This window comes from Caulobacter sp. GW821-FHT09A05 (assembly GCF_059418465.1).
Window position 1 is genome coordinate 12,621 of sequence record NZ_JBWKPX010000016.1, and the last position, 23,211, is coordinate 35,831.

Sequence of the window (23,211 nt, forward strand, 5' to 3'; positions counted from 1 at the left end):
CGGGCTCCGGGGGTCTTGTCGTTTCAGACGATCGTGGGCGGTTTCAACAGGGCCGCGACATTGGTCAGGGCCGCGCGCAGCTGGGACGCCTTGGCGGGGCCGCCCAATGAGATGCGCAACCCGCTGGGCGCCTCGGCCGTGGTGGCGAAGGCGTCGGCCGTGACCAGCGCCAGGCCGCGCGAGGCGGCCAGGGCCCGAAGGGCGCCCTGGTCCAGGCCGGCCGGCGGCTCCAGCCAGACATGCAGGCCCTCGGGGTCGCCGCGCGCCCCGGGCAGGATCTCGCCGGCGATGACCCGGCGCGCCCGGGCCTCCAGCCGCACGCCGGCCAGGATTCGTTCGGCGGTCCCGTCGCGAATCCAGCGGATGGCGACGGCCGTGGTCAGGGGTGAGCCCATCAGGGCCGTGGCGTGCAGGGCGTCGGCGACCTGCACGGCCATCGCGGCGGTTGGCGCCGCCAGGAAGGCCGTGCGCAGACCGGGCGACAGGGTCTTGGACAGGGTGGCGATGTGGAAGGTCCGCTCCGGCGCCAGCGCGGCGAGGGCGGGCAGGGGGCTGTCGAACAGGCGGCTGTAGGGGTCGTCTTCGATCAGCCAGGTGTCGCCGGCGCCGACGACGGCCGCGACCTGGCGTCGCCGCGCCGGGCCCATGGTGGTGGCGACCGGGTTGCGGGTGGTCGGGACCAGATAGACGGCCGCCGGCCTGTGCTCGGCGCAGAGCCGGGCCAGGGCTTCGGGCAGGAAGCCCTCGGCGTCGACCGGACAGGCGATCAGGCGCAGGCCCAGGCGCGCGGCCAGGGCGATGATCCCCGGATAGGTCAGGGGCTCGACCACCAGGCCGGCGCCGGGACGGGTGATCGTGGTGAGAACGGCGGTCAGGGCCGACTGCGCTCCTGGAGCGACCACGATCCGTTCGGGCGCGATCTGGCCGAGCGTCGCCGCCAGCCAGGCCGCGCCCGCCGCGCGCTGGCCGGGCGCGCCCGGCCCGGCGTGATAGGCCATCAGGGTCGCCACCTCGGTGTGGTCGAGGATCGCCGCTGTGGTCTCCTTGAGCAGCGCCGCCAGCGATACGTCCCGGGGCGGCGGCGGCAGGTTCATGCTCAGGTCGACCAGGCTGGCCTCGTCGTCCGAGGCGCGGCGACGCACGAAGGTGCCGCGCCCCACCGCCCCCTCGATCAACCCCCGCGCGCGCGCGGCGCCATAGGCGCGGGTGACCGTGGTGAAATCGATGCCCAACTGGTCGGCCACGGCGCGCTGCGGCGGCAACTGGTCGCCCGGCTGCAACTCCCCCTCGCGCACGGCCGTTTCGAGGGCGTCGACCAGCGCCCGATAGATTGGCCGGCCGTCGCCAGCGCGGACATGCCGCAACCAGCCGGCGGTGGGTCGATCCCGGGTCATGGTTGCTTTCTCATGGAGCGATACATACATTTAGTCACAAATGTATGCAAGAAGGCGCGCATTGTATGGAACGGCCCCTCATCACCCATTTCGACAGCCCGACGAGCCTGCGGGCCGGGTTGCTGTGCCGTTGCCCGCGCTGCGGCGAGGGCAGGTTGTTCGGCGGCTTCCTGCGATTGGCCAAGCGCTGTGATCGCTGCGGGCTGGACTACGGCTTCGCCGATCCGGCGGACGGGCCGGCCTTCTTCGTCATGACCGGGGTAGGTATCCTGGTGATCGCGGTCTGGGCCTGGGCGGTGATCGCCTGGAGCCCACCGCTTTGGGCGCAGTTCGCGACCGTTTTCCCCGCCCTGCTGGTCGGCTGTCTTGGCGCGCTGCGGCCCGTGAAGGCCTGGCTGGTCGCCGAGCAGTACATCCACAACGCCAGCGAAGGCGGCGCTTCCAGCGTCCAGAAACGATAGGGCGAGGGGACGCCCGCGGCGGCGAGCGGCGCATCCGGACCAGCCGAACCTGCTGTGCCTGCCGGTCTTTCTTGTGAGGCGCTCAAGCGTCCGGCTTAAGGTGTCCGGGACGGCTCGCCGGAACACAATGGCGCGGCGACGACCTCGGCCAGCACGGTGCGGTCATGGGCCTGGGCGCGCTGGCGGTAGTGCTCCAGGTGCTGCGGCGCCAGGATCGCCAGGACCGTGGCCGAGCCGCCGGCGAGGATCGCCCCGGCCAGGCGCCCAGCAGGGCCCGCAGGCCGCGCGCCGAGGCGCCGGTCAGCAGGGCCAGCAGTCCCAGCGCGCAGCACAGCATGGCGAGCGCCTAGGCCGGGACCGCTTCGCCGTGGCAGGCCTTGGCCGGGGCGGCGTCTTCGTATTCGTCGTGCCGACGCATCCAGTCGCCCATGTTTCCGGACTCGTTGCGGCCGAGGGGCGCGCGATCGAGGATCATGTAGGTCCCGATCAGGTCCTCGCCGCCGCGACCGTAGCTGGAATAGGTGTGGAACACTTGGCCGGCTTCGTCCTTGTAGAAGACGCTCATGCCTGGCGACTCGCCGGCGTCCTCGCCGACGGGTTCGAAATTGTAGGTCGCCCCGGCCGCGATGGTCTGCGGGGTGAATGACACGCCGAAATCGTAGTTGAAGTCGCTCTCGAACGACGAGGCCCAGGGGAATTTCCAGCCCATCCGGGCCTTGTAGGCGTCGATCTTGGCCAGCGGCGCGCGAGACACGGCGATCAGGGTCACGTCGTGATGGTTCAGGTGGGGCAGGGTCCCGTCCAGATGATCGGCCAGAAACGAGCAGCCCGGGCAGCCGGCCTCCCATTCGGGCGGGAGCATGAAGTGGTAGACCATCAGCTGGCCGCGGCCGTCGAACAGCTCGGCCAGGGTCTTGCGGCCGCTCGGGGTGTCGAAGACGTAGGCCTTGTCGACCTTGACCCACGGCAGGGCCAGGCGCTCGGCGGCGTTGCGGTCGCGCAGCCGGGTCTCTTCCTTTTCATGGGCCAGCAGCGCCTTGCGCGCTTCAAGCCATTCCTCGCGCGACGCGACCTTGTGGTTGGGCATCGTTCTTCTCCCTGGTGCGTGAGCCCGCCAGCCGTTTGGCCTTGACAGAAAGGGTTGATATCAACATAATGGCGATGTGTCAAAACCGCTGGACGTTCCCTTCGCCGCCACCCTTCACGTGAGGGACACCTGCCTGTGCCTCCACGCCCAGCGCGCGGCGCGGGCCCTGGCGCGGCGGTTCGACCAGGCCCTGGCGCGGTTCGACATCACCAACGGCCAGTTCTCGCTGCTGATGTCGCTGAACCGGCCCGACCCGCCGACGATCGGCTCGGTGGCCGGCTTGCTGGCCATGGATCGCACCACCCTGACGGCCAACCTCAAGCCCCTGGAGCGGCGTGGTCTGCTGACCGTCAGCGTCGATCCGGGTGACCGGCGCAGCCGTCGCCTGGCGCTGACGCCCACCGGCATGGCCTTGTTGGCGCGGGCCCTGCCGGCTTGGACGCAGACCCACGCCGAGGTCGAGGCGGGCCTGCCCTCCGGCGGCGTCGACGCCCTCCGCGCCGGGCTTCTCGCCCTGGCCTGACCGCCTATCGGCGGATGGGGCGTCCACCCTAGCCTTTTTCCGTTTTGCCCGATGGCGCGCGAACTCTAGGCTGGTCAGACTCGGGAATCTGACGCGCACGGAGCAATCAGGCGTGACCACCACGATCTACGGCATCAAGGCCTGCGACACGATGAAGAAGGCGCGGGACTGGCTGGACGGTCACGCGGTCGCCTACGACTTCCACGACTACAAGACGGCCGGAATCGACCGTCCGCGCCTGGAGGCCTGGAGCCGGGCCGTCGGCTGGGAGACCTTGCTCAACAAGGCCGGGACGACCTTTCGCAAGCTGCCGGACGCCGACAAGCAGGGGATCGACGAGGCCAAGGCCATCGCGCTGATGCTGGCCCATCCGTCGATGATCAAGCGACCGGTGCTTGCGACGGGCGATCAACTGCTGGTCGGATTCAAGCCTGACGTGTATGGTCGCGCCTTGGGTTCAGGGGGCTGAATGGACGCCCAGATCGATCTGGTCATCTTCGACTTCGACGGCACGCTGGCCGACAGCACGGCCTGGGCGATCCGCGCCGTCAGGCCGCTGGCCGAACGCTTCAAGTTCAAGGCGGTCACCGAGGACGAGATCGCCATGCTGCGCGGCCGCTCCAGTCGCGAGATCATCGACTATCTGGGCCTGCCCCTGTGGAAGGTCCCGCTGGTGGCGGCCCACGGCAAGAAGATGATGGCGGCCGAGGCCCACGCCATCCCGCTGTTTTCGGGCACCGGCGACCTGCTGCGCGCCTTGTCGGCGGCCGGCCTGCGCCTGGCGATCGTCAGCTCCAATTCCGAAGCCACCATTCGCTCGATCCTGGGGCCTGACCTGGCCGGGCTGGTCGATCACTATGGCTGCGGGGCGGCGATCTTTGGCAAGGCCGCCAAGTTCAGGGCCGTGGTCAAGGCCGCGCGCATCGCCAAGGACCGCGTGCTGTGCATCGGCGACGAGACCCGCGACATCGAGGCGGCGCGTGAGGCGGGCCTGGCCTGCGGGGCGGTCGAATGGGGCTACGCCACCCGGCGCGCCCTGGCCGATCACGGCCCGACCATGATGTTCTCGGCCATGGACGAAATTATTTCGCGGGTCGCCGCATCCAATCAGCGGGTCGGCGCCGACTAGTCTTCAGAAACGGCGCGAAGGGTCGCGTCAATCTGGAGATTGAGACCGATGGAAGAGCTGTTCCGCTCCTATTGGTGGCTGGTGTTTCCCCTCGGCTGGATGGCGTTCGGCGGGTTCCAGGCCTGGCTGGCCTATCGCGCCCGCCGCGACGCCCTGAACGTGCTGCGCTTCTACGCCGAGGCCGGCCACGAACCGCCGCCGGCGCTATTGGCGCGCCTGAACACCCGCTGTTCCCACTGATCGTTCGAGACGCCCGAGGCGTCTCCGGAGACCAAGACCATGGAAGACCTTTTCCGACACTTCTGGTGGCTCATCTTCCCGCTGAGCTGGTTCGTGTTCGGCGCCTACCAAAGCTGGCTGTCCTACCGGGCCAACCGCGACACGCTGGACCTGATCAAGACCTACGCCCAGTCCGGGCGCGAGCCGCCGCCCGAATTGCTGGCCAAGCTCAACAGGCGCTGGAACGACGGCGACGACCTGGATGAGGCGGACGAGGCCGACGAGCGTCCGCGCCGTCGCCATTATCGCCGCTTTCGCCATCAACGCACCTGGTCGCGGGTGGCGCTGTTCGGTTGCCTCTGCGCCGGCTTCACCTATGCGGCGGTCACCGACCTCTACGAGGCGGGTCCGGCCTTCGTGATCGTGTCCTTCGTCATGGCCGCGCTAGCCGTGTCGGCGGCGGTGGGAATGCTGGTGGATCGCGGGCCCCGGGTCTGATGGACCGAGCGCTCGTCCGGGCGGCGCGGGATGGATCGCAGTCCGCCTTCGCCCGGCTCGTGGCGACGCACGAGCGGGCCCTGCGGGGATTCCTGCGCAAGAGCGGCTTTGGCGACGCCGACGACATCGCCCAGGAAGCCTTCCTGGCCGCCTGGTCCAGCCTGGGGCGGTTGCGCGACGACGAGGGCTTTCGCGCCTGGCTGTTCGGGATCGCCTGGCGCAAGGCCCTGGACCAAGGGCGGGCCGCCCGCCGCGCCGCGCGCCGCGACGAGGCCTGGCGCGAGGAACAGGCGGCGGACGCGCCCCGGGAGGTCGATCCGGCCGACCGCCTGGCGCTGGAGGCGGCTCTGGCCGGCCTGCCGCCGGACCAGCGGGCCTGCGTGGCCCTGTGCCTGGGCCAGGGTTGGTCGCACGGCGAGGCGGCGGAAACCTTGAACCTGCCCCTGGGCACGGTGAAGTCGCATGTGAACCGAGGACGTGAGAGACTGTTGGCCGTATTGGGAGACGCGTCATGAGCCCCGAAGATCGCCTGGCCGCCTTCCTGTCCGCCGACGTCGCCCCCGCGCGGCCGGCGGTGGACGCCGCGTTCGTCGCCGAGGTGATGCAGCGGGTGGCGCGCCGGGAGCTGCAGCTGAAGCTGGCCTCGGGCACCGTGACCGCCTTGGCCGCGGCCGCGGTGCTGTGGGCCTGCGCCCCGGCGTTGGACCTGGCGGTGCAGACCTTGGCACCCGTCCTGCTGCCCGCCGCTGGGGTCCTGACCCTGGTCGCCGCCACCGGCGTGCTGGGGAGCCAGATCCTGAGCCGACGCTAGGCCCTGGACGTCTCCGGATTCGTTCGAATCCTTCGGAAGGCCGTAGCCTTACGAAAGTTTCATCCGACCGGGCGCCTCCGATCGTCATGGCCCAGGTCTCTTACCTACAGAAGGCGAGGACGAAATGTCCCCGCCAAGCATTCGAGGGGACTTAAGGTCATGGACTTGGGAATTCTGGTTCCAATCGGCTTTTTCACGATGATCGCCGCGATCGTCATCGTTCCAAACTATCTGCGGGTGCGCGAGCGTCAGGAAATGCAGGCGACCGTTCGCGCCGCCATCGAGAAGGGCCAACCGTTGCCTCCCGAACTGGTCGATGCCCTGTCCAAGGACGTGCGCTCGCGTACGGTGTCCTCGGCGCATCGCGACATGCGGATCGGCGTCATCCTGCTGGCTGTCGCCGCAGGCATCGCCCTGACCGGCGTGGCCTTGGGCGGGATCAACGACAACGCCATGTTCGGCACCGTCAGCGGGGCCGCCATTCCCGGCATGATCGGCCTGGCCTTCATCATCCTCAGCTTCTTCAACCCCAACAAGCGTCCGCCGCAGGCTTGAGGGCGGACAAGGGGGAGAGGGGACAAAGCTCATGGGCACTGAACGCCCACCCACCGGCCACGACGTCGAACTGGCCGCCCTGGCGGCGACCGGCGACCGGCGGGCCTTCGGCGAGTTGGTGCGCCGCCACGGCTCGGCCGTGCGGGGCCTGCTGCGCCGGCTGGGGGCCGATCCGGCCACAGCCGACGACGTCGCCCAGGACGCCTTCCTGGTCGGCTACGAGCAGATCGCCGACTATCGCGGGGAAGGAGCCTTCGCGGGGTGGATCAAGAAGATCGCCGCGCGGCTCTATCTGCGCAAGGTCAAGCGGGAGGCGCGCTTCGTGCTGACCGAGGCCCCCGAGGAAGAGGCTCCGGCCGGACCGGACGGTCCCGCCGCCAGGGCCGACCGCCTCGACCTGGATGAGGCGCTCAAGTCCCTGTCCAAGGCCGAGCGCCTGTGTGTTTCACTTTGCTACGGGGCCGACTGGTCGCACGCCGAGGCGGCCGAGACCTTGAACATCCCCCTTGGGACGGTCAAATCCCATGTCAAACGTGGTCTGGATAAACTCAGAGTCCGGATGGCCCCGCCGTCCGAAAGCGCATCGAACGACTCCGCGAGGAGGGAAAACCGTGGCTGACCTGGATTTCGAAACCCAACTTGCGCGTCTTTACGGCCAGGCTCCGACGTTTCGCGACGCCGAGCTGTTCACGCAGCAGGTGACCCAGAAGCTGGATCGCGGCTGGGCCTTGCGCCGCGTGCTGATCGGCGCGACGGGCGTCGTGGCCGGCGTGGCCGCCGCCGTCCAGCTGGTCGGCGCGCGCTTCGCCAACGAGTTCTCCGAAATGTCGAAGGAGGGCGCGGACCAGCTGACCCAAGGCGTGGACAAGCTGACCCATCGCTACGACCAGATCTTCAGCCTGGGCGGTTCCGAAACCCTCTGGGTGGGCGCGGCCCTGGCCGTCCTGGCCCTGGCCTTCGCCGTGACCCGGCTGGTGGACGAGGTCTAGGCGGGGTTTCGCCGACTTTTCACTGATAATGTTGCGGCGCCGAACGATCTGGCGGAAAACGGCGGGCGTTTTCGCTGGAGTGCTGATCCTGTCCGCCCATCGTGAAGAGAAGGTCCGCCGCCTGGCGGCCCCCGACATCGCCGCGCGCAAGGGCGGCGAGCCCATCGTCTGCCTGACGGCCTACACCGCCCCGATCGCGGCGGCGCTGGACGAGTCGTGCGACGTGCTGCTGGTCGGCGACTCGCTGGGGATGGTGGTGCACGGCCTGCCCAACACCGTCGGCGTGACGCTGGAGATGATGATCCTGCACGGCCAGGCGGTGATGCGCGGCTCCCGCAAGGCCATGGTGGTGGTCGACATGCCGTTCGGCTCCTACGAGGGCGCGCCGGAGGAGGCCTACGCCAACGCCGTGCGGATCATGAAGGAGACGGGCTGCCAGGCGGTGAAGGTCGAGAGCGGCCCCACCGTGCCCGCCACCATCGCCTATCTCGTGCAGCGCGGCATTCCGGTCATGGGCCATGTCGGCCTGCGGCCCCAGGCGGTGCTGGTCGACGGCGGCTTCAAGGCCAAGGGCAAGGACGAGGCCGGCCGGCTGAAGGTGCTGGAGGAAGCGCGCGCCACCGCCGAGGCCGGCGCCTTCGCCGTCGTGGTCGAGGGCGTGGCCGAGGGCCTGGCGCGCGACGTGACCGCCGCCATCTCCGTCCCGACCATCGGCATCGGCGCCTCGGCCGGCTGCGACGGCCAGATCCTGGTGGTCGACGACATGCTGGGCCTGTTCGACTGGGCGCCGAAGTTCGTGCGCCGCTATGCGGACCTGAAGGGCGAGATCGAACGCGCCGCCGCCGACTACGCCCGCGACGTCAAGGCCCGCACCTTCCCGGGCGAGGCCGAGACCTACTACGCCAGGAAGAACTAGGATCAAGAAGGGGCGGGGTCCCGGTCCCGCCCCGTTGCGGCTGGCCCGGACACGCTATAGGTTCGCCGCCTCGGTGGGTCCGCTCACCATGGTTTTCATTTCGGGTGTCGATTTCGGAGCGATCCGGCCTCGACGCCCCAGGGCGTTGTTTCGCCCCCTATCGGAGCCTCGTTCGTGGTCGATGTGTTTGACGAGGTCGAAGAGCAACTGCGCTCCGACCGCTACAAGTCCCTCGCGCTGAAGTCGCTGCCCTGGGTGGGCGCGCTGGCCGCGGTGGCGATTCTGGGCGCGGGCGGCTGGATGGGCTGGACCAGCTACCAGCAGAATCAGACCAACAAGGCCACCGAAGCCTATCAGGCGGCCCTGACCACCGGCCAGAAGTCCGGCCCGGTCGCGGCCTTCCCGGCGTTCGAGGCGATCTCCAAGACCGGCACCCCCGTGTACAAGGCCCTGGCCCTGCTGCAGATGGGCGGCGTCCGCCTGGAGCAGAACAAGACCGCCGAGGCGGTGGCCTATTTCGACCGGGCGGCCAAGCTTTCGCCCAATCCGGTGCTGGCCGACCTCGCCGGCCTCAATTCCGCCTTGGCGCTCATCGACACGGCTCCTTACAAGGACGTCGAGGCGAGGCTGACCCCGTTGATGGGCGAGAAGAGTCCCTACCGCGTGCAGGCGAAGGAAGCGCTGGCCTTCGCCAAGCTGCGGGCCGGCGACCTGGCCGGCGCGCGCGGTGACTTCCTCGTGCTGTCCAGCTCGCTCGACAATTCGTCCGACGAAATCCGCGAGCGGGCCCGAGGGGCCATGGCCATGATCGATTCCGGCTCGGCCAAGGACCTGCCGGCCGTGGTCAAGGCCGCCATGGCCCTGCCGCCGTCCGCCGCGCTGTCTCTTCCGACCGGCCCGCAGGCCGACGTCGCCCCCAATACCGCCCAATGAGCCGACGCCCCATGACGACCAAGCGCTATCTGCTTCTCACCGCGATGATGACCGCCGCGGTGTCGGTGGCGGGCTGTTCGACGATCTCCAAGCTCAACCCCTTCGACAAGAAGGAAGCCAACAAGACCCTGGCCACCCAGGGGCAGCGGATCTCGGTCATCGCCTTCGACCAGAAGGTCGAGCCGGCCGAAGCGCTGAAGGGCGCCGACTTCTTCCTGCCCGAGCCGGCCGTCCAGGCCGACTGGCCGCTGCCGGGCGGCAACGCCGAGCAGTCGGTCGAGCACGTGGCGGCCGCCGCCAATTTCGACGTCGCCTGGCGCAAGGGCTTCGGCCAGAAGGCCAACCGCAAGTACCACGTCACCGCCCCGCCGGTGGCCGCCGACGGCAAGATCTTTGTGATGGACGGCGAGGCCACCGTCAGCGCCATTGACGCCAGGAGCGGCTCGACGATCTGGCGCAAGGACCTGCGTCCCGCCAAGGCCCCCGGCAAGAAGCGCGGCTTTTTCGGCATCGGCGGCAGCGCGGCCGACCGCACGGGCTTCGGCGGCGGCGTCGCCTACGCCAACGGCAAGCTCTATGTCGCCTCGGGCTTCCGGTTCGTGGCCCAGCTGGACGCCGCCACCGGCGCGGAAGCCTGGCGCCAGCAAACCAGCACGCCGGTCCACTCGGCGCCCACCGTCGCCGACGGTCGGGTGTTCGTGATCTCGACCGACAACGAACTGCTCAGCTTCAACGCCGCCGACGGCGCGCCGGGCTGGAACTACCAGGCCCTCATCGAGCCGGCTCGCATCCTGGCGGCCACCAGCCCCGCGGTCAGCGGCGACACCGTCGTGGCCGGCTTCGCCTCGGGCGAACTGGTCGCCCTGCGCGCCAGCAACGGCAACGACCTGTGGAGCGAGGCCCTCAGCCGCGCCAGCCGCACCAACGCCCTGTCGGAGATCCGCGACATCGCCGGCCGTCCGGTGATCTTCAAGGGCGACGTCTTCGCCGTCAGCCACTCGGGCGTCTTCGCCGCCACCGACCTGCGCACGGGCCAGGCCCGCTGGAGCCTGCCGGTCACCGCCATCACCAGCCCATGGGCGGCCGGCGACGTGGTCTTCGTGGTCGACAAGGCCGGCCAGGTGATCTGCGTCTCGCGCGAGGCCGGTCAGGTCTACTGGATCCGCGACCTCAACAACACCGACAAGCTGAGCAAGAAGCAGAAGAAGAAGCGCGCCAAGCACCCGGTGATCTGGTCGACCCCGATCCTGGCCTCGAACCGCCTGATCACCGTGTCCAGCGAAGGCCAGGCCGTGGCGCTGAACCCCAAGACCGGCGAAACGCTGAAGACCCTGAAAATCGGCCAGCCGGTCCTGCTGGGCCCGATCGCCATGGGCGACACGGTCTATGTGGCCACCGACGAGGCGGACCTGATCGCCCTCCGCTAGCGCCCTCCGGGCCTCGCCCGAACCCACAATTCAAGCGTCGCGAACCCGGGCTGGTCCTTACCAGTCCGGGTTTGTCGCTTTTGTCCTCGAAATCGACTAATCACAGCCCATGCCTTTGAAACTCGCCATCGTCGGCCGCCCCAATGTGGGCAAGTCGACCCTGTTCAACCGTCTGGCCGGCCGCAGGCTGGCCCTGGTCGACGACCAGCCCGGCGTCACCCGCGACCGCCGGTTCGCCCACGGCCGCCTGGGCGACCTGGACCTGGAGCTGATCGACACCGCCGGCTTCGAAGACGTCACCGACGAGAGCCTGGAGGCGCGGATGCGCGCCCAAACCGAACTGGCGATCGACGAGGCCGACGTCTCCCTGCTGGTGTTCGACGCTCGCGAGGGCCTGACGCCGCTGGACCGGATCTTCGCCGAGATCCTGCGCAAGCGGAACAAGCCGGTGCTGGTGGCGGCCAACAAGTCCGAAGGCAAGGCCGGCGACCATGGCGCGGCCGAGGCCAATGTCCTGGGCCTGGGCGAGCCCATCCAGATCAGCGGCGAGCATGGCGAGGGCATGGCCGAACTCTACGCCGCCCTGCTGTCCGTCGCGCCGGAAGAGCTGCAGACCGACCACGACGAGCTTGACGACGACAAGCCGATCAAGATCGCCATCGTTGGCCGTCCCAACGCCGGCAAGTCGACCCTGATCAACCGCCTGATCGGCGAGCAGCGCCTGCTGACCGGCCCGGAAGCCGGCATCACCCGCGACTCCATCTCGGTCGACTGGGACTGGGACGGGCGCAAGGTGCGGCTGGTCGACACCGCCGGCCTGCGCAAGAAGGCCAAGGTCAACGAAAAGCTGGAGAAGCTCTCGACCCAGGACACCATCCGCTCGCTGACCTTCGCCGAGGTGGTGCTGCTGGTGATGGACGCCACCCATCCGTTCGAGACCCAGGATCTACAGATCGCCGACCTGGCCGAGCGGGAAGGGCGCTGCGTGATCTTCGTCCTGGCCAAGTGGGATCTGATCGAAGATCCGGGCCAGATCCTGAAGGCGTTCAACGAGCACGCCGAACGCATGCTGCCCCAGCTGCGCGGCGCGCCCGTGGTCGCGCTGTCCGGTGAGACCGGCCGCGGCGTCGAGCGGCTGATGCCGGCCGTGCTCAAGAGCCACAAGGACTGGTCGACCAAGGTCAAGACCCGCGACCTGAACGACTGGCTGCAGATGGCCATGCAGCGCCACCCGCCGCCCAGCGTCGGCGGCAAGCGCATCAAGCCCAAGTACATGGCCCAGACCAAGGCCCGCCCGCCGACCTTCGTGCTGTTCTCCAGCCGAGCCGACCAGATGCCCGAGCAGTATCGGCGCTACCTGATCAACAGCCTGCGCGAAAGCTTCGACCTGCCGGGTGTGCCGCTGCGCATCACCCTGAAGTCGGGGGCGAACCCCTATGCCGAGGGCGAGGCCAAGGGCCACTCGGGCAAGGGCAAGCGGGAGTTCGAACGCAAGGAGCGCGAAAAGGAGCGGATCCGCGCCTCGCGCAACACCGTCAAGAAGTCGGTGCGCGTGGCTGAAGCCGCGGCGGCGGCGGCGGCGGAGGCGGAGGCCGCGGGCCTGCCCGCGCCCGCCAAGAGCCCCGGCAAGCCTGTCTCGAAGGCCTCCAAGGCGCCCAAGCCGGCCGAGATCGCCGCGACGCCCGCCGCCGAGTCCGGCAAGGCGGCGGTCAAGTCGGTCAAGAAGCAAGGCCCCAGGGTTCAGAAGAAGTCGACCACGCCCAGCTATAAGGTCGGCTTCAAGGCGGCGGGCGGCAAGGCGGCCGGCTCCAAGACCGCGCCGCGACGCCCGGTGGCCGGCGCCCGCACCGTTCGCGGCAACAAGGCGCCGCCGAAGGGGCGCTGAGCCACGCTCGGCTTACTCTGGCCGGCGAAGCGCGCTCGGTCTGGGAGCACGGCATCCCGCCGATCGAGACGCTGCGCTTTCGCACCTTGGCATGAGGCGCTGGCTCCCACACCGGCGCCGCGGTCAGCCGAGGCTGGCCGACTCCTGGCCGCGCTCCTTGAACCGCACCACGCCCTTGGGCGGCTCGCGATCGGGGCGCGACAGGTCGACGATCAGCGGGGCGATGGTGTCGGGGGCGGGGACGGTCTGGGGATCCTCGCCGGGGAAGGCGCCGGCCCGCATCCGGGTGCGCATGGCCCCGGGATCGACGCAGACGGCGCGTACCGTGGTGTTCTCCATCTCGTCGTCATAGCAGGCGACGACAGCCTCCAGCCCCGCCTTGGAGGCCGCGTAGCCGCCCCAGAAGGCGCGGTGGGTCTTGGCCAGGCTGCTGGTCAGGAAGATGGCCCGGCCGGCCTCGGCGCGGCGCAGCAGCGGGTCCATGGCCCGGATCAGCCGCCAGTTGGCCGTCAGGTTGGTGGCCATGATCATGTCCCAACCTTTGGGATCCAGATGGCCCACCGGCGTCAGGGCGCCCAGCACGCCGGCGGCGCCGACCAGGATGTCCAGCTTGCCGTAGCGCTCGTAGAGGGCCGCCCCCAGCTGGTCCAGGCCGTCGGCTTCGCGCAGGTCCAGGGGGACCAGGGTGGCGTGTTCTCCGGTGGCGGCCAGGATCGCGTCATCGAGCGCTTCCAGGGCGCCCTGGGTGCGGCCCACGGCGACGACGTGGGCGCCGGCCTTCGCCAGGCCCAGGGCGATGGCCTCGCCGATCCCCCGGGTGGCGCCGGTGACGAGGGCGATGCGGCCGGCCAGCGGCTTTTCGGAGTCGGAAGTCATGGGCGGGTTCTAAACAGAACCGTTTGGCGTTGAAACGAAATCCGTTGGTGGGATCAACAAAACGCTGTGGTGAAGCCAACGGATTGCGTTGGCGTCAGGCCTCGTCCGCCGGCCGCGCGCCGTAGCGTTGGGCGATCACCGAACAGGCCATCAACTGGATCTGGTGGAACAGCATCAACGGCAGGACCAGGATGCCCGCCGTGGCCCCGGGGAAGAGGATACCGGCCATCGGCACGCCGGTGGCCAGGCTCTTCTTGGAGCCGCAGAACACGATGGCCACCTCGTCGGGCTTGGAGAAGCCCAGGGCGCGCGCGCCGAACACCGTGGCGGCCATGACCACGGCCAGCAGCGCCATGCAGGCCGCCAGCAGCAGGAAGAGTTCGGGAATCGAGACGATCTTCCAGATGCCGCCGACCACGGCGGCGCTGAACGCCGAATAGACCACCAGCAGGATCGAGCCGCGGTCCACCTGGCCGACCAGGGCCTTGTGCTTCTCGATCCATGGACCGACCCAAGGCCGCAGGAGCTGTCCGGCGACGAACGGGACCAGCAGCTGAATGACGATCGACCGGATCGAATCCCAGCCGCCGACGTCGCCATGAGCCTGCATCAGCACGCCCACCAGCACCGGCGTCAGGAAGATGCCCAGCAGGTTCGACGCCGAGGCCGCGCAGACGGCGGCGGCCACGTTGCCCCGGCCGATCGAGGTAAAGGCGATCGACGACTGCACGGTCGAGGGCAGGCAGCACAGGAACAGCATGCCGCTCGACAGGGTGGGCGACAGCACGCCCGACTTGCTGATCGCCAGGCCCAGGGCCGGGAACAGCAGGAAGGTGAAGGCCAGGATCGTCAGGTGCAGGCGCCAGTGGGTCAGGCCCGCGACCACCGCCTGGCGCGACAGCTTGGCGCCATGCAGGAAGAACAGCAGGGCGATGGCGATCTTGACCACCCAGCCGACGATCGTCGCGGCCTCGCCGCGCACCGGCAGGATCGAGGCCAGCACGACCATGCCGAACAGGGCCAGGATGTAGCCGTCGATCTTCAGCTTGGCGAGGAGGGTGGAAACGGGATTGGCCACAGGCGCCTTTCAATACCTCATCCCCCAACAAGCCGGGGGATGACGCGGGTCGAGAAGGGACGGAACGGGAGGGTTAGGCGCTGACCAGCAGCGACAGCTGCTTCTCGGCCTGGTCGTTGCGGCCTTCGGCGATCTCGCGGTCGGTCAGGCGGGTGGGATAGTCGCCGGTGAAGTAGTGGTCGGTGAACTGCGGGCGGGCCGGGTCGCGGGGACCGGCCTCCAGGGCCTGGTACAGGCCGTCGACCGACAGGAAGCCCAGGCTGTCGACCTCCAGGAACTTGGCCATCTCTTCCAGCGACTTGGTGGCCGCCAGCAGCTGTTCGCGCTCGGGCATGTCGATGCCGTAGAAGTCGGGCCATTTGATCGGCGGGCTGGCCGAGCGGAGGTGGACCTCCTTGGCGCCGGCCTCGCGGACCATGCGGACGATCTTCAGCGAGGTGGTGCCGCGCACGATCGAGTCGTCGATCAGGATTACACGCTTGCCTTCCAGCACCGCGCGGTTGGGGCTGTGCTTCATGCGCACGCCCAGTTCGCGCACGCCCTGGGTCGGCTGGATGAAGGTGCGGCCCACATAGTGGTTGCGGATGATGCCCAGGTCGAAGGGCAGCCCGCTGGCCTGGGCGTAGCCGATGGCGGCCGGCACGCCGCTGTCGGGCACGGGGACCACGACGTCGGCCTCGACGCCGGTCTCCTGGGCCAGGCGCTGGCCCATGCGCTTGCGCACGTCATAGACGGAACGGCCGTTCACGACGCTGTCGGGGCGGGCGAAGTAGACGTATTCGAACACGCAGGGGCGGGCGGCGACGTTCTGGAACGGACGCAGTGACTTCACGCCGGTCTCGGAAATCACCACCATCTCGCCGTGTTCGACGTCGCGCACGAAGCGGGCGCCGATCATGTCCAGGGCGCAGGTCTCGGAGGCCAGGATCGGCTGGCCGTCCAGGTCGCCCAGCACCAGCGGACGGATGCCCAGCGGATCACGCAGGCCGATCATCTTCTTGTTGGTGATGGCCACGATCGCGTAGCCGCCTTCGATCTGGCCGACGGCGTCGATGAAGCGGTCGACGATCCGCGCCTTCCGCGAGCGGGCGATCAGGTGGAGGATCACCTCGCTGTCCGAGGTCGACTGGAAGATCGCGCCTTCCTGCACCAGGCGCTCGCGCAGGGTCAGGAAGTTGGTCAGATTGCCGTTGTGGGCGATGGCCACGCCGCCGGTTTCCAGATCGGCGAACATCGGCTGGACGTTGCGGATGCCGCTGCCGCCGGCCGTCGAATAGCGGGTGTGGCCGATGGCCATGCCGCCGGGCAGGCGCTGGACCAGGTCGTTGCCGGTGAAGGCGTCGCCGACATGGCCCATGTGGCGTTCGGTGTGGAAGCGCTGGCCGTCGAAGGCGGCGATGCCGCAGGCTTCCTGGCCGCGATGCTGCAGGGCGTGCAAGCCCAGGGCCGTGACGGCGGCGGCGTCGCGCACGCCGTAGACCCCGAAGACGCCGCATTCGAGGCGAAGGGTGTCGTCTTCCGGGTCACGCCAGGGCTTGGACGAGAAGCGGTCGGTCGACTGGCCGAAGGACGTCATCGCGATTTCTCCACCAGATCGTCGACGGGACGACGCTGGTCCTTATCATAACCTGCTTCGCCCGGCTTGCGGCCGGACGGTTTGTCGCTGGCGCCGTCGTGCACGGCGTCCTCGATGGCGGGGGCCAGCTTGCCGGCCAGGCCGGCGCCCTTGGGGGCGAACACCTTCAGCACCCGGCCGGCGGCGTTGGACAGCGGGTATAGCGCGGACTTCGACATCCAGCTGGGGACGCGATCGGGCGGGGTGGCCATGTGGAACACCAGGCTGAACACGCCCAGCACCACCAAGCCGCGCAACAGGCCGAACGCCAGGCCCATCAGCCGATCCAACGTGCCCAGGGCGCCATCGGCGTGCAGCGTCTTGGTGACCTGGGCGCCGATCAGGCGCAGCAGGACGAAGATGATCACGAAGGTGACCAGGATGGCGGCGGCCGTGGCCGCCCAGTCGGGGTCCATCAGGCCCCGGAACAGCGGACCGGTGACCCTCAGGGCCAGCAGGGAGAGCAGGGCGGCGATGATGAACGACAGGGCCGAGGTCAGCTCTCGCGACGCGCCGCGCGCGAAGCCGACCAGGGCCGAGACCAGCAGGATCAGGCCGAAGATGATGTCAAACGGCGTCACGTCAGTTGGCCCCAGATCTCGTCGCCGATGCGGCGCACGGCGTCGGCCAGGCGCGCGACACCCGCCACGGGCAGGGCTCCGCCGCCTTCGGGCAGGCCCGACAGCGGTCCCAGAGCTCGACCAAAGCCGAGTTTCGCGGCCTCTTTCAAACGTGTCTCCATACGGCTCACGGGCCGCACTTCACCCGACAGGCTGACCTCGCCGAACACGACGCAGTCCTGCGGCAGGGCGATGTCGAGGGCCGATGAGGCCAGGGCCGCCGCCGCCGCCAAGTCCGCCGCCGGCTCGGTGATCCGCAGGCCGCCAGCGACGTTCAGATAGACGTCCTTGTTGCCAAAACCAAGGCCGCAACGTGATTCAAGCACGGCCAGGACCATGGCCAGGCGCCCCGAATCCCACCCGACCACGGCGCGCCTGGGCGTTCCGTACGCGGAGGGCGCGACCAGGGCCTGGAACTCGACCAGGACGGGTCGAGAGCCTTCAATGCCGGCGAACACCGCCGCGCCGGCCGCGCGCTCGCCGCCCTCGTTCAGGAACAGGGCCGAGGGGTTCTTCACCTCGCGCAGGCCGGCATCGCCCATTTCGAACACCCCGATCTCGTCGGTGGCGCCAAACCGGTTCTTGGCGCCGCGCAGCACCCGGAACGGGTAGCCGCGCTCGCCCTCGAAGCTGAGCACCGCGTCGACCAGGTGCTCGACCACCCGGGGGCCGGCGATCTGGCCGTCCTTGGTGACGTGGCCGACCATCAGGATGGCCACACCCTGCTTCTTGGCCAGGCGCACCAGCTCGCTGGCGCAGGCGCGGACCTGGGTCACCGTGCCGGGGCCGGCCTCGTGGGCGTCGCTCCACAGGGTCTGGATCGAGTCGATGACGACCAGATCGAACTTCTCGCGCTTCAGGCCGTCGAGGATGTCGCGCAGGCTGCTCTCGGCGGCCAGCTTCACGGGGGCCTGGGCGAAGCCCATGCGGTCGGCCCGGCCGCGGATCTGGGCCACGGCCTCCTCGCCCGAGATGTAGGCGCAGTTGACGCCGCTCAGCGACGCCTTGGCCATCACCTCCAGGAGCAGGGTCGACTTGCCCACGCCCGGATCGCCGCCGATCAGGATGGCCGAGCCGGGCACCACGCCGCCGCCGCAGACCCGGTCGAACTCGTCGACGCCGGTGATGATACGGGGCGGGGCGGGGGTGTCGCTCTCCAGGCCGGTGAACTGCAGGCCGCGCACGCGGGTGGCCTTGGTGCTGGACAGCGCGCCGGGCGCGCGCGTCCCGACCTCCTCGACCAGGCTGTTCCAGCTCTGGCAGGCCGAACACTGCCCCGACCACTTGGTCGAGACCGCGCCGCAGGACTGGCAGGCGTAGACGGCGCCGTCGCGGGCCATGGATGCTCCTGATTCGAAGTGACTGGAGACTACAGCCTGGCGGGTCCCTGCGCCAAAGACGGACGCAGGCCTGACACCGTCCGGTTGCGCCCTTGTGGCGGAACGATGTTCTCAATGTCGCCAAGTCATGGCAGATAGGGCGCGCGTCGGGGGACGTTCAGGATTCGCCAAGGAGGGCGCATGTCTGTCATTGAACCCGGGTCGACCTCGTCCGATCTGGTCGGTCGCGTCAAGCGCCTGCTGCTCTCACCCTCGACCGAGTGGGACCGCATCGACGCCGAGCCGGCGACGATCAAGGGGCTGTATGTCGGCTATGTCTGCATCCTGGCCGCGATCCCGCCGGTCGCCGGCCTGATCGGCGGGCAGGTGTTCGGGATCGGCGGCTTCGGCTTCCACATGAAGCCGCCGCTGGTGTCCTCGATCATCAGCGCCGTGGTCGCCTATGGGCTGAGCCTGCTGTCGGTGTTCCTGGTGGCCCTAATCATCGACGCCCTGGCGCCCAGCTTCGATGGCCAGAAGGACCGGATCCAGGCGTTCAAGGTCGCGGCTTACAGCTACACCGCCGCCTGGGTGTTCGGGATCCTGGGGATCTTTCCGCCGCTCGGGCTCATCGCCGCCCTGGCTAGCCTATACGGCTTCTACCTGCTCTATCTGGGCCTGCCCAAGCTGATGAAGGCGCCGAAGGAAAAGGCCCTGGGCTACACCGCCGTCACCATCCTCTGCGCGATCGTGCTGTCCATCGTCATCGGGGCCATCACCGGCGCCGTGGCTGGGGCGGCGATGCTCGGCTCCGGGCTGGCCGGCCACGCCGCCAACACCGGGACCATGTCCGGCACGATGGAGGTCAATGGCGCCAAGGTCGATCTGGGCAAGCTGGAGGCGGCCAGCAAGAAGATGGAGGCCGCGGCCGCCAGGATGGAAGCCGGCAAGGATGTCCCGTCCGTCCCGGCCGAGACCCTGAAGGGCCTGCTCCCTGGCGCCGTCGCCGGTTTCGAGCGCACGGGCCTGGAGACCAATTCGGGCGGCGCCGGCGGCATGTCGATGGCCGTTGCGACCGGCGACTACCAGAAGGACGGCGCCAGCTTCCGCCTGGCGGTCACCGACCTGGGCGCGATGGCCGGCATGGCCGCCATGGCCAGCGCCGTCAACGCCCAGTCCACGAAGGAAACCCAGACCGGCTACGAGAAGTCGGGCACGATTGACGGCCGGCTGACGACCGAGGAATGGGACCGCGAGGCCAAGTCCGGCCGCTACAGCATCCTGGTCGGCGACCGCTTCACGGTCGAGGCCAACGGCAACGCCGACAGCGTCGACGTGCTGAAGCAGGCCGTGGCTTCGGTGGACGCGGGGCGCCTGGAAGGGCTGGCGCGCTAGCTCACCCGCCCTTGACCACCCGCCGCGCCCGGGGGGCGATCCGCGTCAGCAGTTCATAGGCCGTCGTCCCCGCCGCGGCGGCGGCGTCGTCGACCGGCAGGTCGGGGCCGATGATCTGCATCGTGGCGCCGGGGCGGGCGGCGTCGCAGTCGGTGATGTCGACGGCGATCAGGTCCATCGACACCCGGCCCAGCATCGGCCGCCGGGCGCCGTCGAACCACACCGCGCCGCGCGGATGGGCGGCGCGCGGCACGCCGTCTGCGTAGCCGGCCGCCAAGATGGCCACGCGCGTCGTGTCCTGGGCGGTGAAGGCCGCGCCGTAGCCGATGCTCTCGCCGCGCGGCACGACCCGGGCCTGGAGGATCGGCGCCTCCAGTGTCGCCACGGCCTTGATCCGGTTGTCGGGAATGTCGCGCGGGCCGCCGCCATAGAGGCTGATCCCCGGACGGCACTGGTCGAAGCGAAAGGCCTCGCCCAGGAAGATCCCGCCCGAATTGGCGAGGCTGCGGCGGGCGTTCGGGAACAGGGCGGCGGCTTCGACGAAGCGGGCCAACTGGCGGGCGTTCAGCGCGTGGTCCGGCTCGCTGGCGCAGGCCAGGTGGCTGATCACCAGGGTGATGTTCAGGAACTTCAGCCGGTCCATGGCCCCGGTCAGGACCACGGCCTCCTCGGGGCGCAGGCCCAGGCGGTTCATGCCGGTGTCGATGTGCAGGGCGGCGTCCAGCACGCGGCCGCGCGCATGGCTGTTCCAGGCCTCGATCTGCGGCAGGCTGTTGAGCACGGGCGTCAGGCCGGCCGCCTCGATGGCCGGGGCCGAACCCGGCGTGACGCCGTCCAGCAGGTAGATCGTCGCCTTGCGGTCGCCCAGCGCCCGGCGCAGGGCCACGCCCTCCGACAGGCGGGCGACATAGAAGCCGCGCGCGCCTTCGTCCCACAGCCGTCCGGCGACCAGGGCCGCGCCCAGGCCATAGCCGTCGGCCTTGACCGCCGGCGCGATCTCGGCCCCGCCGGCGGCGGCCTTGAGCACGGCGTGGTTGGACGCCAGGGCGTCGAGGTCGAGGGTGAGGCGGCTGGTTTCGGTCACGGCGCAGGGCGTAGCCGAGCCCGGCGGCCATGGCCAGTGGAGATGCGGTGCAGGGTCAGCGGCGGGCCAGGAAGTCCATGGCCAGGCTCTCGACGCCGCTGGCCAGGATCTGCACGCCGATGCACAGCAGCAGGAAGGCGACCAGCCGCGACATGACCCGCGCGCCCGAGACGCCGAGCAGGGCCATGACCCGGTCCGACGCCCGGTACAGCCCCCAGATCGATAGGGCGACCGCGACGGCCGCCAGGCTGGCGCCGAGGAAGAACGGGATCACCGTATGCCCGCCCGCCGGCCGCTGGGACGACAGGGCGATGGCCACCGCGATCGAGCCCGGACCGGTCGTGAACGGCATGGTCAGCGGGAAGAAGGCGATGTCGTCGGTCTTGCGCTCGGCGGGCGAGGCCGCGTCGCTCTTGCGGTCCTCGTGGGCCTCGGGCTCCATCAGGAGACCCCAGGCGCGGATCGCCACCACCAGGCCGCCGGCCACGCGCAGCGCGCCCAGGCTGACCCCGAAGAAGTTGAGGATGTATCCGCCCAGCAGCAGCGATCCCAGCAGGATCAGCAGGGCGTTGATCGCGATTCGCAGGGCCAGCCGCCGCCGCTCGCGCGGCGTGCGATCGGCCAGGACCTGATGGAAGATCAGCGAGGCCCCGACCGGGTTGACGATCGAGAACAGCGCCGGGAAGGCCAGCAGGAACGCGCCGATCACCGTGGAGGTCGGCAGGGGATTGAAGTCCATTGGCGGCCTCGTTCAGCGGGTGCGGGCACCGTGGCCGAGTCCCGCCGTCCACGTCAAACCCGCGGCCGCTATTCGTCCGAGCCGCTGCGCATCTGGTGGAAATAGTGGTCGCGGGCCAGGTTGCCAAAGCGGGTGGTGTCGCTGTTGAACGACAGGCGCACCGTGCCGATGGGGCCGTGGCGCTGCTTGGCGATGATCACCTCGGCCAAGCCCTGCAGGCGGTCCATGTCCTCCTGCCATTGCAGGTGCTCGGGCGTGCCCTCGCGCGGTTCGGAGCGGCCGACATAGTAGCTTTCGCGATAGACGAACCAGACCATGTCGGCGTCCTGCTCGATCGAGCCGGATTCACGAAGGTCGGACAGCTGCGGGCGCTTGTCCTCGCGCTGCTCGACCTGGCGCGACAGCTGCGACAGGGCGATGACCGGGCAGGCCAGTTCCTTGGCCAGGGCCTTGAGGCCCATGGTGATCTGCGAGACTTCCTGCACACGGTTGGCGTTGGAGCCCAGGTCCGAACCGGTGACCAGCTGCAGGTAGTCGACGACGATCAGATCGAGGCCCACCTGACGCTTCAGGCGCCGGGCTCGGGCGGTCAGCTTGGCGATCGAGATGCCGCCGGTGGCGTCGATATAGAGCGGGGCCTCCTGCAGCTCGATGGCCGCGTCGCGCACCCGGCCGAACTCCGAAGCATCGATCTCGCCCTTGCGGAGCTTGTCGCCCGACACCCCCGAGGCGTCGGCCAGCATCCGCAGGGCCAGCTGTTCGGCGCTCATTTCCAGTGAATAGAAGGCCACCACGCCGCCGCTGACGGTCTTCTTGGTGCCGTCCGGCTGGGGCTCCCAGGCGTATTTCTTGGCGACGTTGAAGGCGATGTTGGTGGCCAGGGCGGTCTTGCCCATCGACGGACGGCCGGCCAGCACGATCAGGTCGGAGGGGTGCAGGCCGCCGATCTTGGTGTCCAGGTCGATCAGGTCGGTGGCCAGGCCCGACATGCCGCCGTCGCGGCTGTAGGCCTCGGCGGTCATCTCGACGGCGCCGCGCAGCGCGTCGCCGAAACTGACGAAGCCGGAGCTGGCCGTGCCGCTTTCGGCCAGGGTGTAGAGCTGTTGCTCGGCCGCCTCGATCTGGTCGCGGGCCGGCAGCTTGACGTCGTCCTTGCCGACGCCGCCGTGGGCGGTGGAGGCGATCTCGCCGCCGATGCGGATCAGGTCGCGGCGCAGGGCCAGGTCGAACACCGCGCGGGCGTAGTCGCCGACATTGGCGGCGGGCGGAGCCCGGTCGACCAGGTCTGCCAGGTAGCGCAGGCCGCCCAGCTCCTCGAACGCCGGATCGTGCTTGAACTCGTCAGCCAGCAGGATCGGCTCGGCCAGCTGTCCCTTGCGGATGTGGGTCTCGATCGACTGGAACAGCCGCTGGTGGAAGGGTTCATAGAAATGACGGCCCTGCAGGCTGTCGGTCAGGCGTTCATAGGCGGCGTTGTCGTACAGCAGCACGCCCAGCAGCGCCTGTTCAGCTTCCAGGTTGTGCGGCGCAACGGCGACGACGATGTCGCCCATCGGCGACGGTGGGCGGAGGTCGAGGGCAGGGACGAGAGACATCGCCACAGGTTAACGCCAAGCGGGTTGTTTCGCGCGGACGCAGCGGGGCGCCGGCGAAGATGA

At 69.5% G+C, this 23,211-nt stretch carries 26 protein-coding genes; 16 read left to right on the top strand and 10 right to left on the bottom strand.

The window, feature by feature from the left end; translation table 11 throughout:
- Positions 1-23: 23 nt before the first annotated feature.
- The gene (locus tag AC07NX_RS15915; RefSeq protein ID WP_494643096.1) at positions 24-1,394 is read right to left on the bottom strand and encodes an aminotransferase-like domain-containing protein; all 1,371 of its coding nucleotides are present in this window, start codon (positions 1,392-1,394) and stop codon (positions 24-26) included.
- 65 nt (positions 1,395-1,459) lie between these two features.
- On the opposite strand from AC07NX_RS15915, the gene AC07NX_RS15920 reads away from it, so the two are divergent.
- Positions 1,460-1,855 carry a DUF983 domain-containing protein gene (locus tag AC07NX_RS15920; RefSeq protein WP_494643098.1) on the top strand — a complete coding sequence of 132 codons (396 nt, stop codon included), beginning with the start codon at positions 1,460-1,462 and terminating at the stop codon, positions 1,853-1,855.
- A gap of 346 nt (positions 1,856-2,201) precedes the next feature.
- Here the strand turns inward: AC07NX_RS15920 and AC07NX_RS15925 are convergent, their stop codons facing one another.
- Positions 2,202-2,942 (bottom strand): DUF899 domain-containing protein, encoded by a 741-nt coding sequence (locus AC07NX_RS15925; protein WP_494643099.1) that lies wholly within the window; start codon positions 2,940-2,942, stop codon positions 2,202-2,204.
- Positions 2,943-3,018: 76 nt separating this feature from the next.
- Here AC07NX_RS15925 and AC07NX_RS15930 point away from each other — a divergent pair, with 76 nt between their 5' ends.
- From AC07NX_RS15930 to der, 14 genes are all read left to right on the top strand, one after another.
- On the top strand, positions 3,019-3,465 hold the full coding sequence (locus tag AC07NX_RS15930; RefSeq protein ID WP_494643100.1) for a MarR family winged helix-turn-helix transcriptional regulator: 447 nt from the start codon (positions 3,019-3,021) through the stop codon (positions 3,463-3,465).
- Positions 3,466-3,577: 112 nt separating this feature from the next.
- Positions 3,578-3,934 (top strand): ArsC family reductase, encoded by a 357-nt coding sequence (locus tag AC07NX_RS15935; RefSeq protein WP_494643102.1) that lies wholly within the window; start codon positions 3,578-3,580, stop codon positions 3,932-3,934.
- A complete protein-coding gene (locus AC07NX_RS15940) occupies positions 3,935-4,594 on the top strand; it encodes an HAD hydrolase-like protein (protein WP_494643103.1) in 660 nt (219 codons plus the stop codon). It begins immediately after the preceding gene.
- Positions 4,595-4,642: 48 nt separating this feature from the next.
- Positions 4,643-4,834 carry a hypothetical protein gene (locus tag AC07NX_RS15945; RefSeq protein WP_494643104.1) on the top strand — a complete coding sequence of 64 codons (192 nt, stop codon included), beginning with the start codon at positions 4,643-4,645 and terminating at the stop codon, positions 4,832-4,834.
- Between the two features lie 39 nt (positions 4,835-4,873).
- Complete coding sequence (locus tag AC07NX_RS15950) at positions 4,874-5,311, top strand: hypothetical protein (RefSeq protein ID WP_494643105.1); 438 nt, start codon at positions 4,874-4,876, stop codon at positions 5,309-5,311.
- Positions 5,311-5,826 (top strand): RNA polymerase sigma factor, encoded by a 516-nt coding sequence (locus tag AC07NX_RS15955; RefSeq protein WP_494643107.1) that lies wholly within the window; start codon positions 5,311-5,313, stop codon positions 5,824-5,826. Before AC07NX_RS15950 ends, AC07NX_RS15955 begins: the two co-directional genes overlap by 1 nt.
- Entirely contained in the window at positions 5,823-6,122 is a 300-nt protein-coding gene (locus tag AC07NX_RS15960) for a hypothetical protein (protein ID WP_494643108.1), read from the top strand. Before AC07NX_RS15955 ends, AC07NX_RS15960 begins: the two co-directional genes overlap by 4 nt.
- Before the next feature lie 159 nt (positions 6,123-6,281).
- A complete protein-coding gene (locus tag AC07NX_RS15965; RefSeq protein WP_494643109.1) occupies positions 6,282-6,677 on the top strand; it encodes a DUF6249 domain-containing protein in 396 nt (131 codons plus the stop codon).
- Between the two features lie 31 nt (positions 6,678-6,708).
- Positions 6,709-7,296 carry an RNA polymerase sigma factor gene (locus AC07NX_RS15970; protein WP_494643111.1) on the top strand — a complete coding sequence of 196 codons (588 nt, stop codon included), beginning with the start codon at positions 6,709-6,711 and terminating at the stop codon, positions 7,294-7,296.
- Positions 7,289-7,666, top strand: a complete 378-nt coding sequence (locus AC07NX_RS15975) for a hypothetical protein (RefSeq protein WP_494643112.1) — start codon at positions 7,289-7,291, stop codon at positions 7,664-7,666. The genes AC07NX_RS15970 and AC07NX_RS15975 overlap by 8 nt, the downstream gene beginning before the upstream one ends.
- Before the next feature lie 88 nt (positions 7,667-7,754).
- Entirely contained in the window at positions 7,755-8,582 is an 828-nt protein-coding gene (gene panB, locus AC07NX_RS15980) for a 3-methyl-2-oxobutanoate hydroxymethyltransferase (RefSeq protein WP_494643231.1), read from the top strand.
- Positions 8,583-8,756: 174 nt separating this feature from the next.
- The gene (locus AC07NX_RS15985) at positions 8,757-9,515 is read left to right on the top strand and encodes a tetratricopeptide repeat protein (protein ID WP_494643113.1); all 759 of its coding nucleotides are present in this window, start codon (positions 8,757-8,759) and stop codon (positions 9,513-9,515) included.
- Positions 9,516-9,526: 11 nt separating this feature from the next.
- The gene (locus tag AC07NX_RS15990) at positions 9,527-10,942 is read left to right on the top strand and encodes a PQQ-like beta-propeller repeat protein (RefSeq protein ID WP_494643114.1); all 1,416 of its coding nucleotides are present in this window, start codon (positions 9,527-9,529) and stop codon (positions 10,940-10,942) included.
- A gap of 109 nt (positions 10,943-11,051) precedes the next feature.
- Entirely contained in the window at positions 11,052-12,827 is a 1,776-nt protein-coding gene (gene der, locus AC07NX_RS15995; RefSeq protein WP_494643116.1) for a ribosome biogenesis GTPase Der, read from the top strand.
- Between the two features lie 123 nt (positions 12,828-12,950).
- Here the strand turns inward: der and AC07NX_RS16000 are convergent, their stop codons facing one another.
- The 5 genes from AC07NX_RS16000 to radA all read right to left on the bottom strand — a co-directional run bounded on the left by AC07NX_RS16000 (position 12,951) and on the right by radA (position 18,356).
- Positions 12,951-13,703, bottom strand: a complete 753-nt coding sequence (locus tag AC07NX_RS16000; protein ID WP_494643118.1) for an SDR family NAD(P)-dependent oxidoreductase — start codon at positions 13,701-13,703, stop codon at positions 12,951-12,953.
- A 94-nt stretch (positions 13,704-13,797) separates the two neighbouring features.
- On the bottom strand, positions 13,798-14,781 hold the full coding sequence (locus AC07NX_RS16005; protein WP_494643120.1) for a bile acid:sodium symporter family protein: 984 nt from the start codon (positions 14,779-14,781) through the stop codon (positions 13,798-13,800).
- Positions 14,782-14,854: 73 nt separating this feature from the next.
- Positions 14,855-16,357 carry an amidophosphoribosyltransferase gene (purF, locus tag AC07NX_RS16010; RefSeq protein ID WP_035077044.1) on the bottom strand — a complete coding sequence of 501 codons (1,503 nt, stop codon included), beginning with the start codon at positions 16,355-16,357 and terminating at the stop codon, positions 14,855-14,857.
- Positions 16,354-16,977 (bottom strand): CvpA family protein, encoded by a 624-nt coding sequence (locus AC07NX_RS16015; protein ID WP_494643122.1) that lies wholly within the window; start codon positions 16,975-16,977, stop codon positions 16,354-16,356. Before AC07NX_RS16015 ends, purF begins: the two co-directional genes overlap by 4 nt.
- Complete coding sequence (gene radA / locus AC07NX_RS16020) at positions 16,974-18,356, bottom strand: DNA repair protein RadA (protein WP_145686983.1); 1,383 nt, start codon at positions 18,354-18,356, stop codon at positions 16,974-16,976. The genes AC07NX_RS16015 and radA overlap by 4 nt, the downstream gene beginning before the upstream one ends.
- 180 nt (positions 18,357-18,536) lie before the next feature.
- Between radA and AC07NX_RS16025 the strand changes: the two genes are divergently transcribed.
- On the top strand, positions 18,537-19,730 hold the full coding sequence (locus AC07NX_RS16025; protein WP_494643124.1) for a Yip1 family protein: 1,194 nt from the start codon (positions 18,537-18,539) through the stop codon (positions 19,728-19,730).
- Between the two features lies 1 nt (position 19,731).
- On the opposite strand, the gene alr is transcribed toward AC07NX_RS16025, so the two are convergent.
- From alr to AC07NX_RS16040, 3 genes are all read right to left on the bottom strand, one after another.
- A complete protein-coding gene (gene alr, locus AC07NX_RS16030) occupies positions 19,732-20,814 on the bottom strand; it encodes an alanine racemase (protein WP_494643125.1) in 1,083 nt (360 codons plus the stop codon).
- A 55-nt stretch (positions 20,815-20,869) separates the two neighbouring features.
- Positions 20,870-21,553, bottom strand: coding sequence for a MarC family protein (locus AC07NX_RS16035; RefSeq protein WP_494643126.1), 684 nt, complete (start codon positions 21,551-21,553; stop codon positions 20,870-20,872).
- Between the two features lie 68 nt (positions 21,554-21,621).
- A complete protein-coding gene (locus AC07NX_RS16040) occupies positions 21,622-23,154 on the bottom strand; it encodes a replicative DNA helicase (RefSeq protein ID WP_494643127.1) in 1,533 nt (510 codons plus the stop codon).
- Between the last annotated feature and the right edge of the window lie 57 nt (positions 23,155-23,211).

What these genes read in the sequence shown, in the direction of transcription:
- AC07NX_RS15915 (WP_494643096.1), bottom strand. Translation starts at nt 1,394, where the DNA reads ATGACCCGGGATCGACCCACCGCCGGCTGGTTGCGGCATGTCCGCGCT.
- AC07NX_RS15920 (WP_494643098.1), top strand. Translation starts at nt 1,460, where the DNA reads ATGGAACGGCCCCTCATCACCCATTTCGACAGCCCGACGAGCCTGCGG.
- AC07NX_RS15925 (WP_494643099.1), bottom strand. Translation starts at nt 2,942, where the DNA reads ATGCCCAACCACAAGGTCGCGTCGCGCGAGGAATGGCTTGAAGCGCGC.
- AC07NX_RS15940 (WP_494643103.1), top strand. Translation starts at nt 3,935, where the DNA reads ATGGACGCCCAGATCGATCTGGTCATCTTCGACTTCGACGGCACGCTG.
- AC07NX_RS15945 (WP_494643104.1), top strand. Translation starts at nt 4,643, where the DNA reads ATGGAAGAGCTGTTCCGCTCCTATTGGTGGCTGGTGTTTCCCCTCGGC.
- AC07NX_RS15950 (WP_494643105.1), top strand. Translation starts at nt 4,874, where the DNA reads ATGGAAGACCTTTTCCGACACTTCTGGTGGCTCATCTTCCCGCTGAGC.
- AC07NX_RS15955 (WP_494643107.1), top strand. Translation starts at nt 5,311, where the DNA reads ATGGACCGAGCGCTCGTCCGGGCGGCGCGGGATGGATCGCAGTCCGCC.
- AC07NX_RS15960 (WP_494643108.1), top strand. Translation starts at nt 5,823, where the DNA reads ATGAGCCCCGAAGATCGCCTGGCCGCCTTCCTGTCCGCCGACGTCGCC.
- AC07NX_RS15965 (WP_494643109.1), top strand. Translation starts at nt 6,282, where the DNA reads ATGGACTTGGGAATTCTGGTTCCAATCGGCTTTTTCACGATGATCGCC.
- AC07NX_RS15970 (WP_494643111.1), top strand. Translation starts at nt 6,709, where the DNA reads ATGGGCACTGAACGCCCACCCACCGGCCACGACGTCGAACTGGCCGCC.
- AC07NX_RS15990 (WP_494643114.1), top strand. Translation starts at nt 9,527, where the DNA reads ATGACGACCAAGCGCTATCTGCTTCTCACCGCGATGATGACCGCCGCG.
- der (WP_494643116.1), top strand. Translation starts at nt 11,052, where the DNA reads ATGCCTTTGAAACTCGCCATCGTCGGCCGCCCCAATGTGGGCAAGTCG.
- AC07NX_RS16000 (WP_494643118.1), bottom strand. Translation starts at nt 13,703, where the DNA reads ATGACTTCCGACTCCGAAAAGCCGCTGGCCGGCCGCATCGCCCTCGTC.
- purF (WP_035077044.1), bottom strand. Translation starts at nt 16,357, where the DNA reads ATGACGTCCTTCGGCCAGTCGACCGACCGCTTCTCGTCCAAGCCCTGG.
- radA (WP_145686983.1), bottom strand. Translation starts at nt 18,356, where the DNA reads ATGGCCCGCGACGGCGCCGTCTACGCCTGCCAGTCCTGCGGCGCGGTC.
- AC07NX_RS16025 (WP_494643124.1), top strand. Translation starts at nt 18,537, where the DNA reads ATGTCTGTCATTGAACCCGGGTCGACCTCGTCCGATCTGGTCGGTCGC.
- AC07NX_RS16035 (WP_494643126.1), bottom strand. Translation starts at nt 21,553, where the DNA reads ATGGACTTCAATCCCCTGCCGACCTCCACGGTGATCGGCGCGTTCCTG.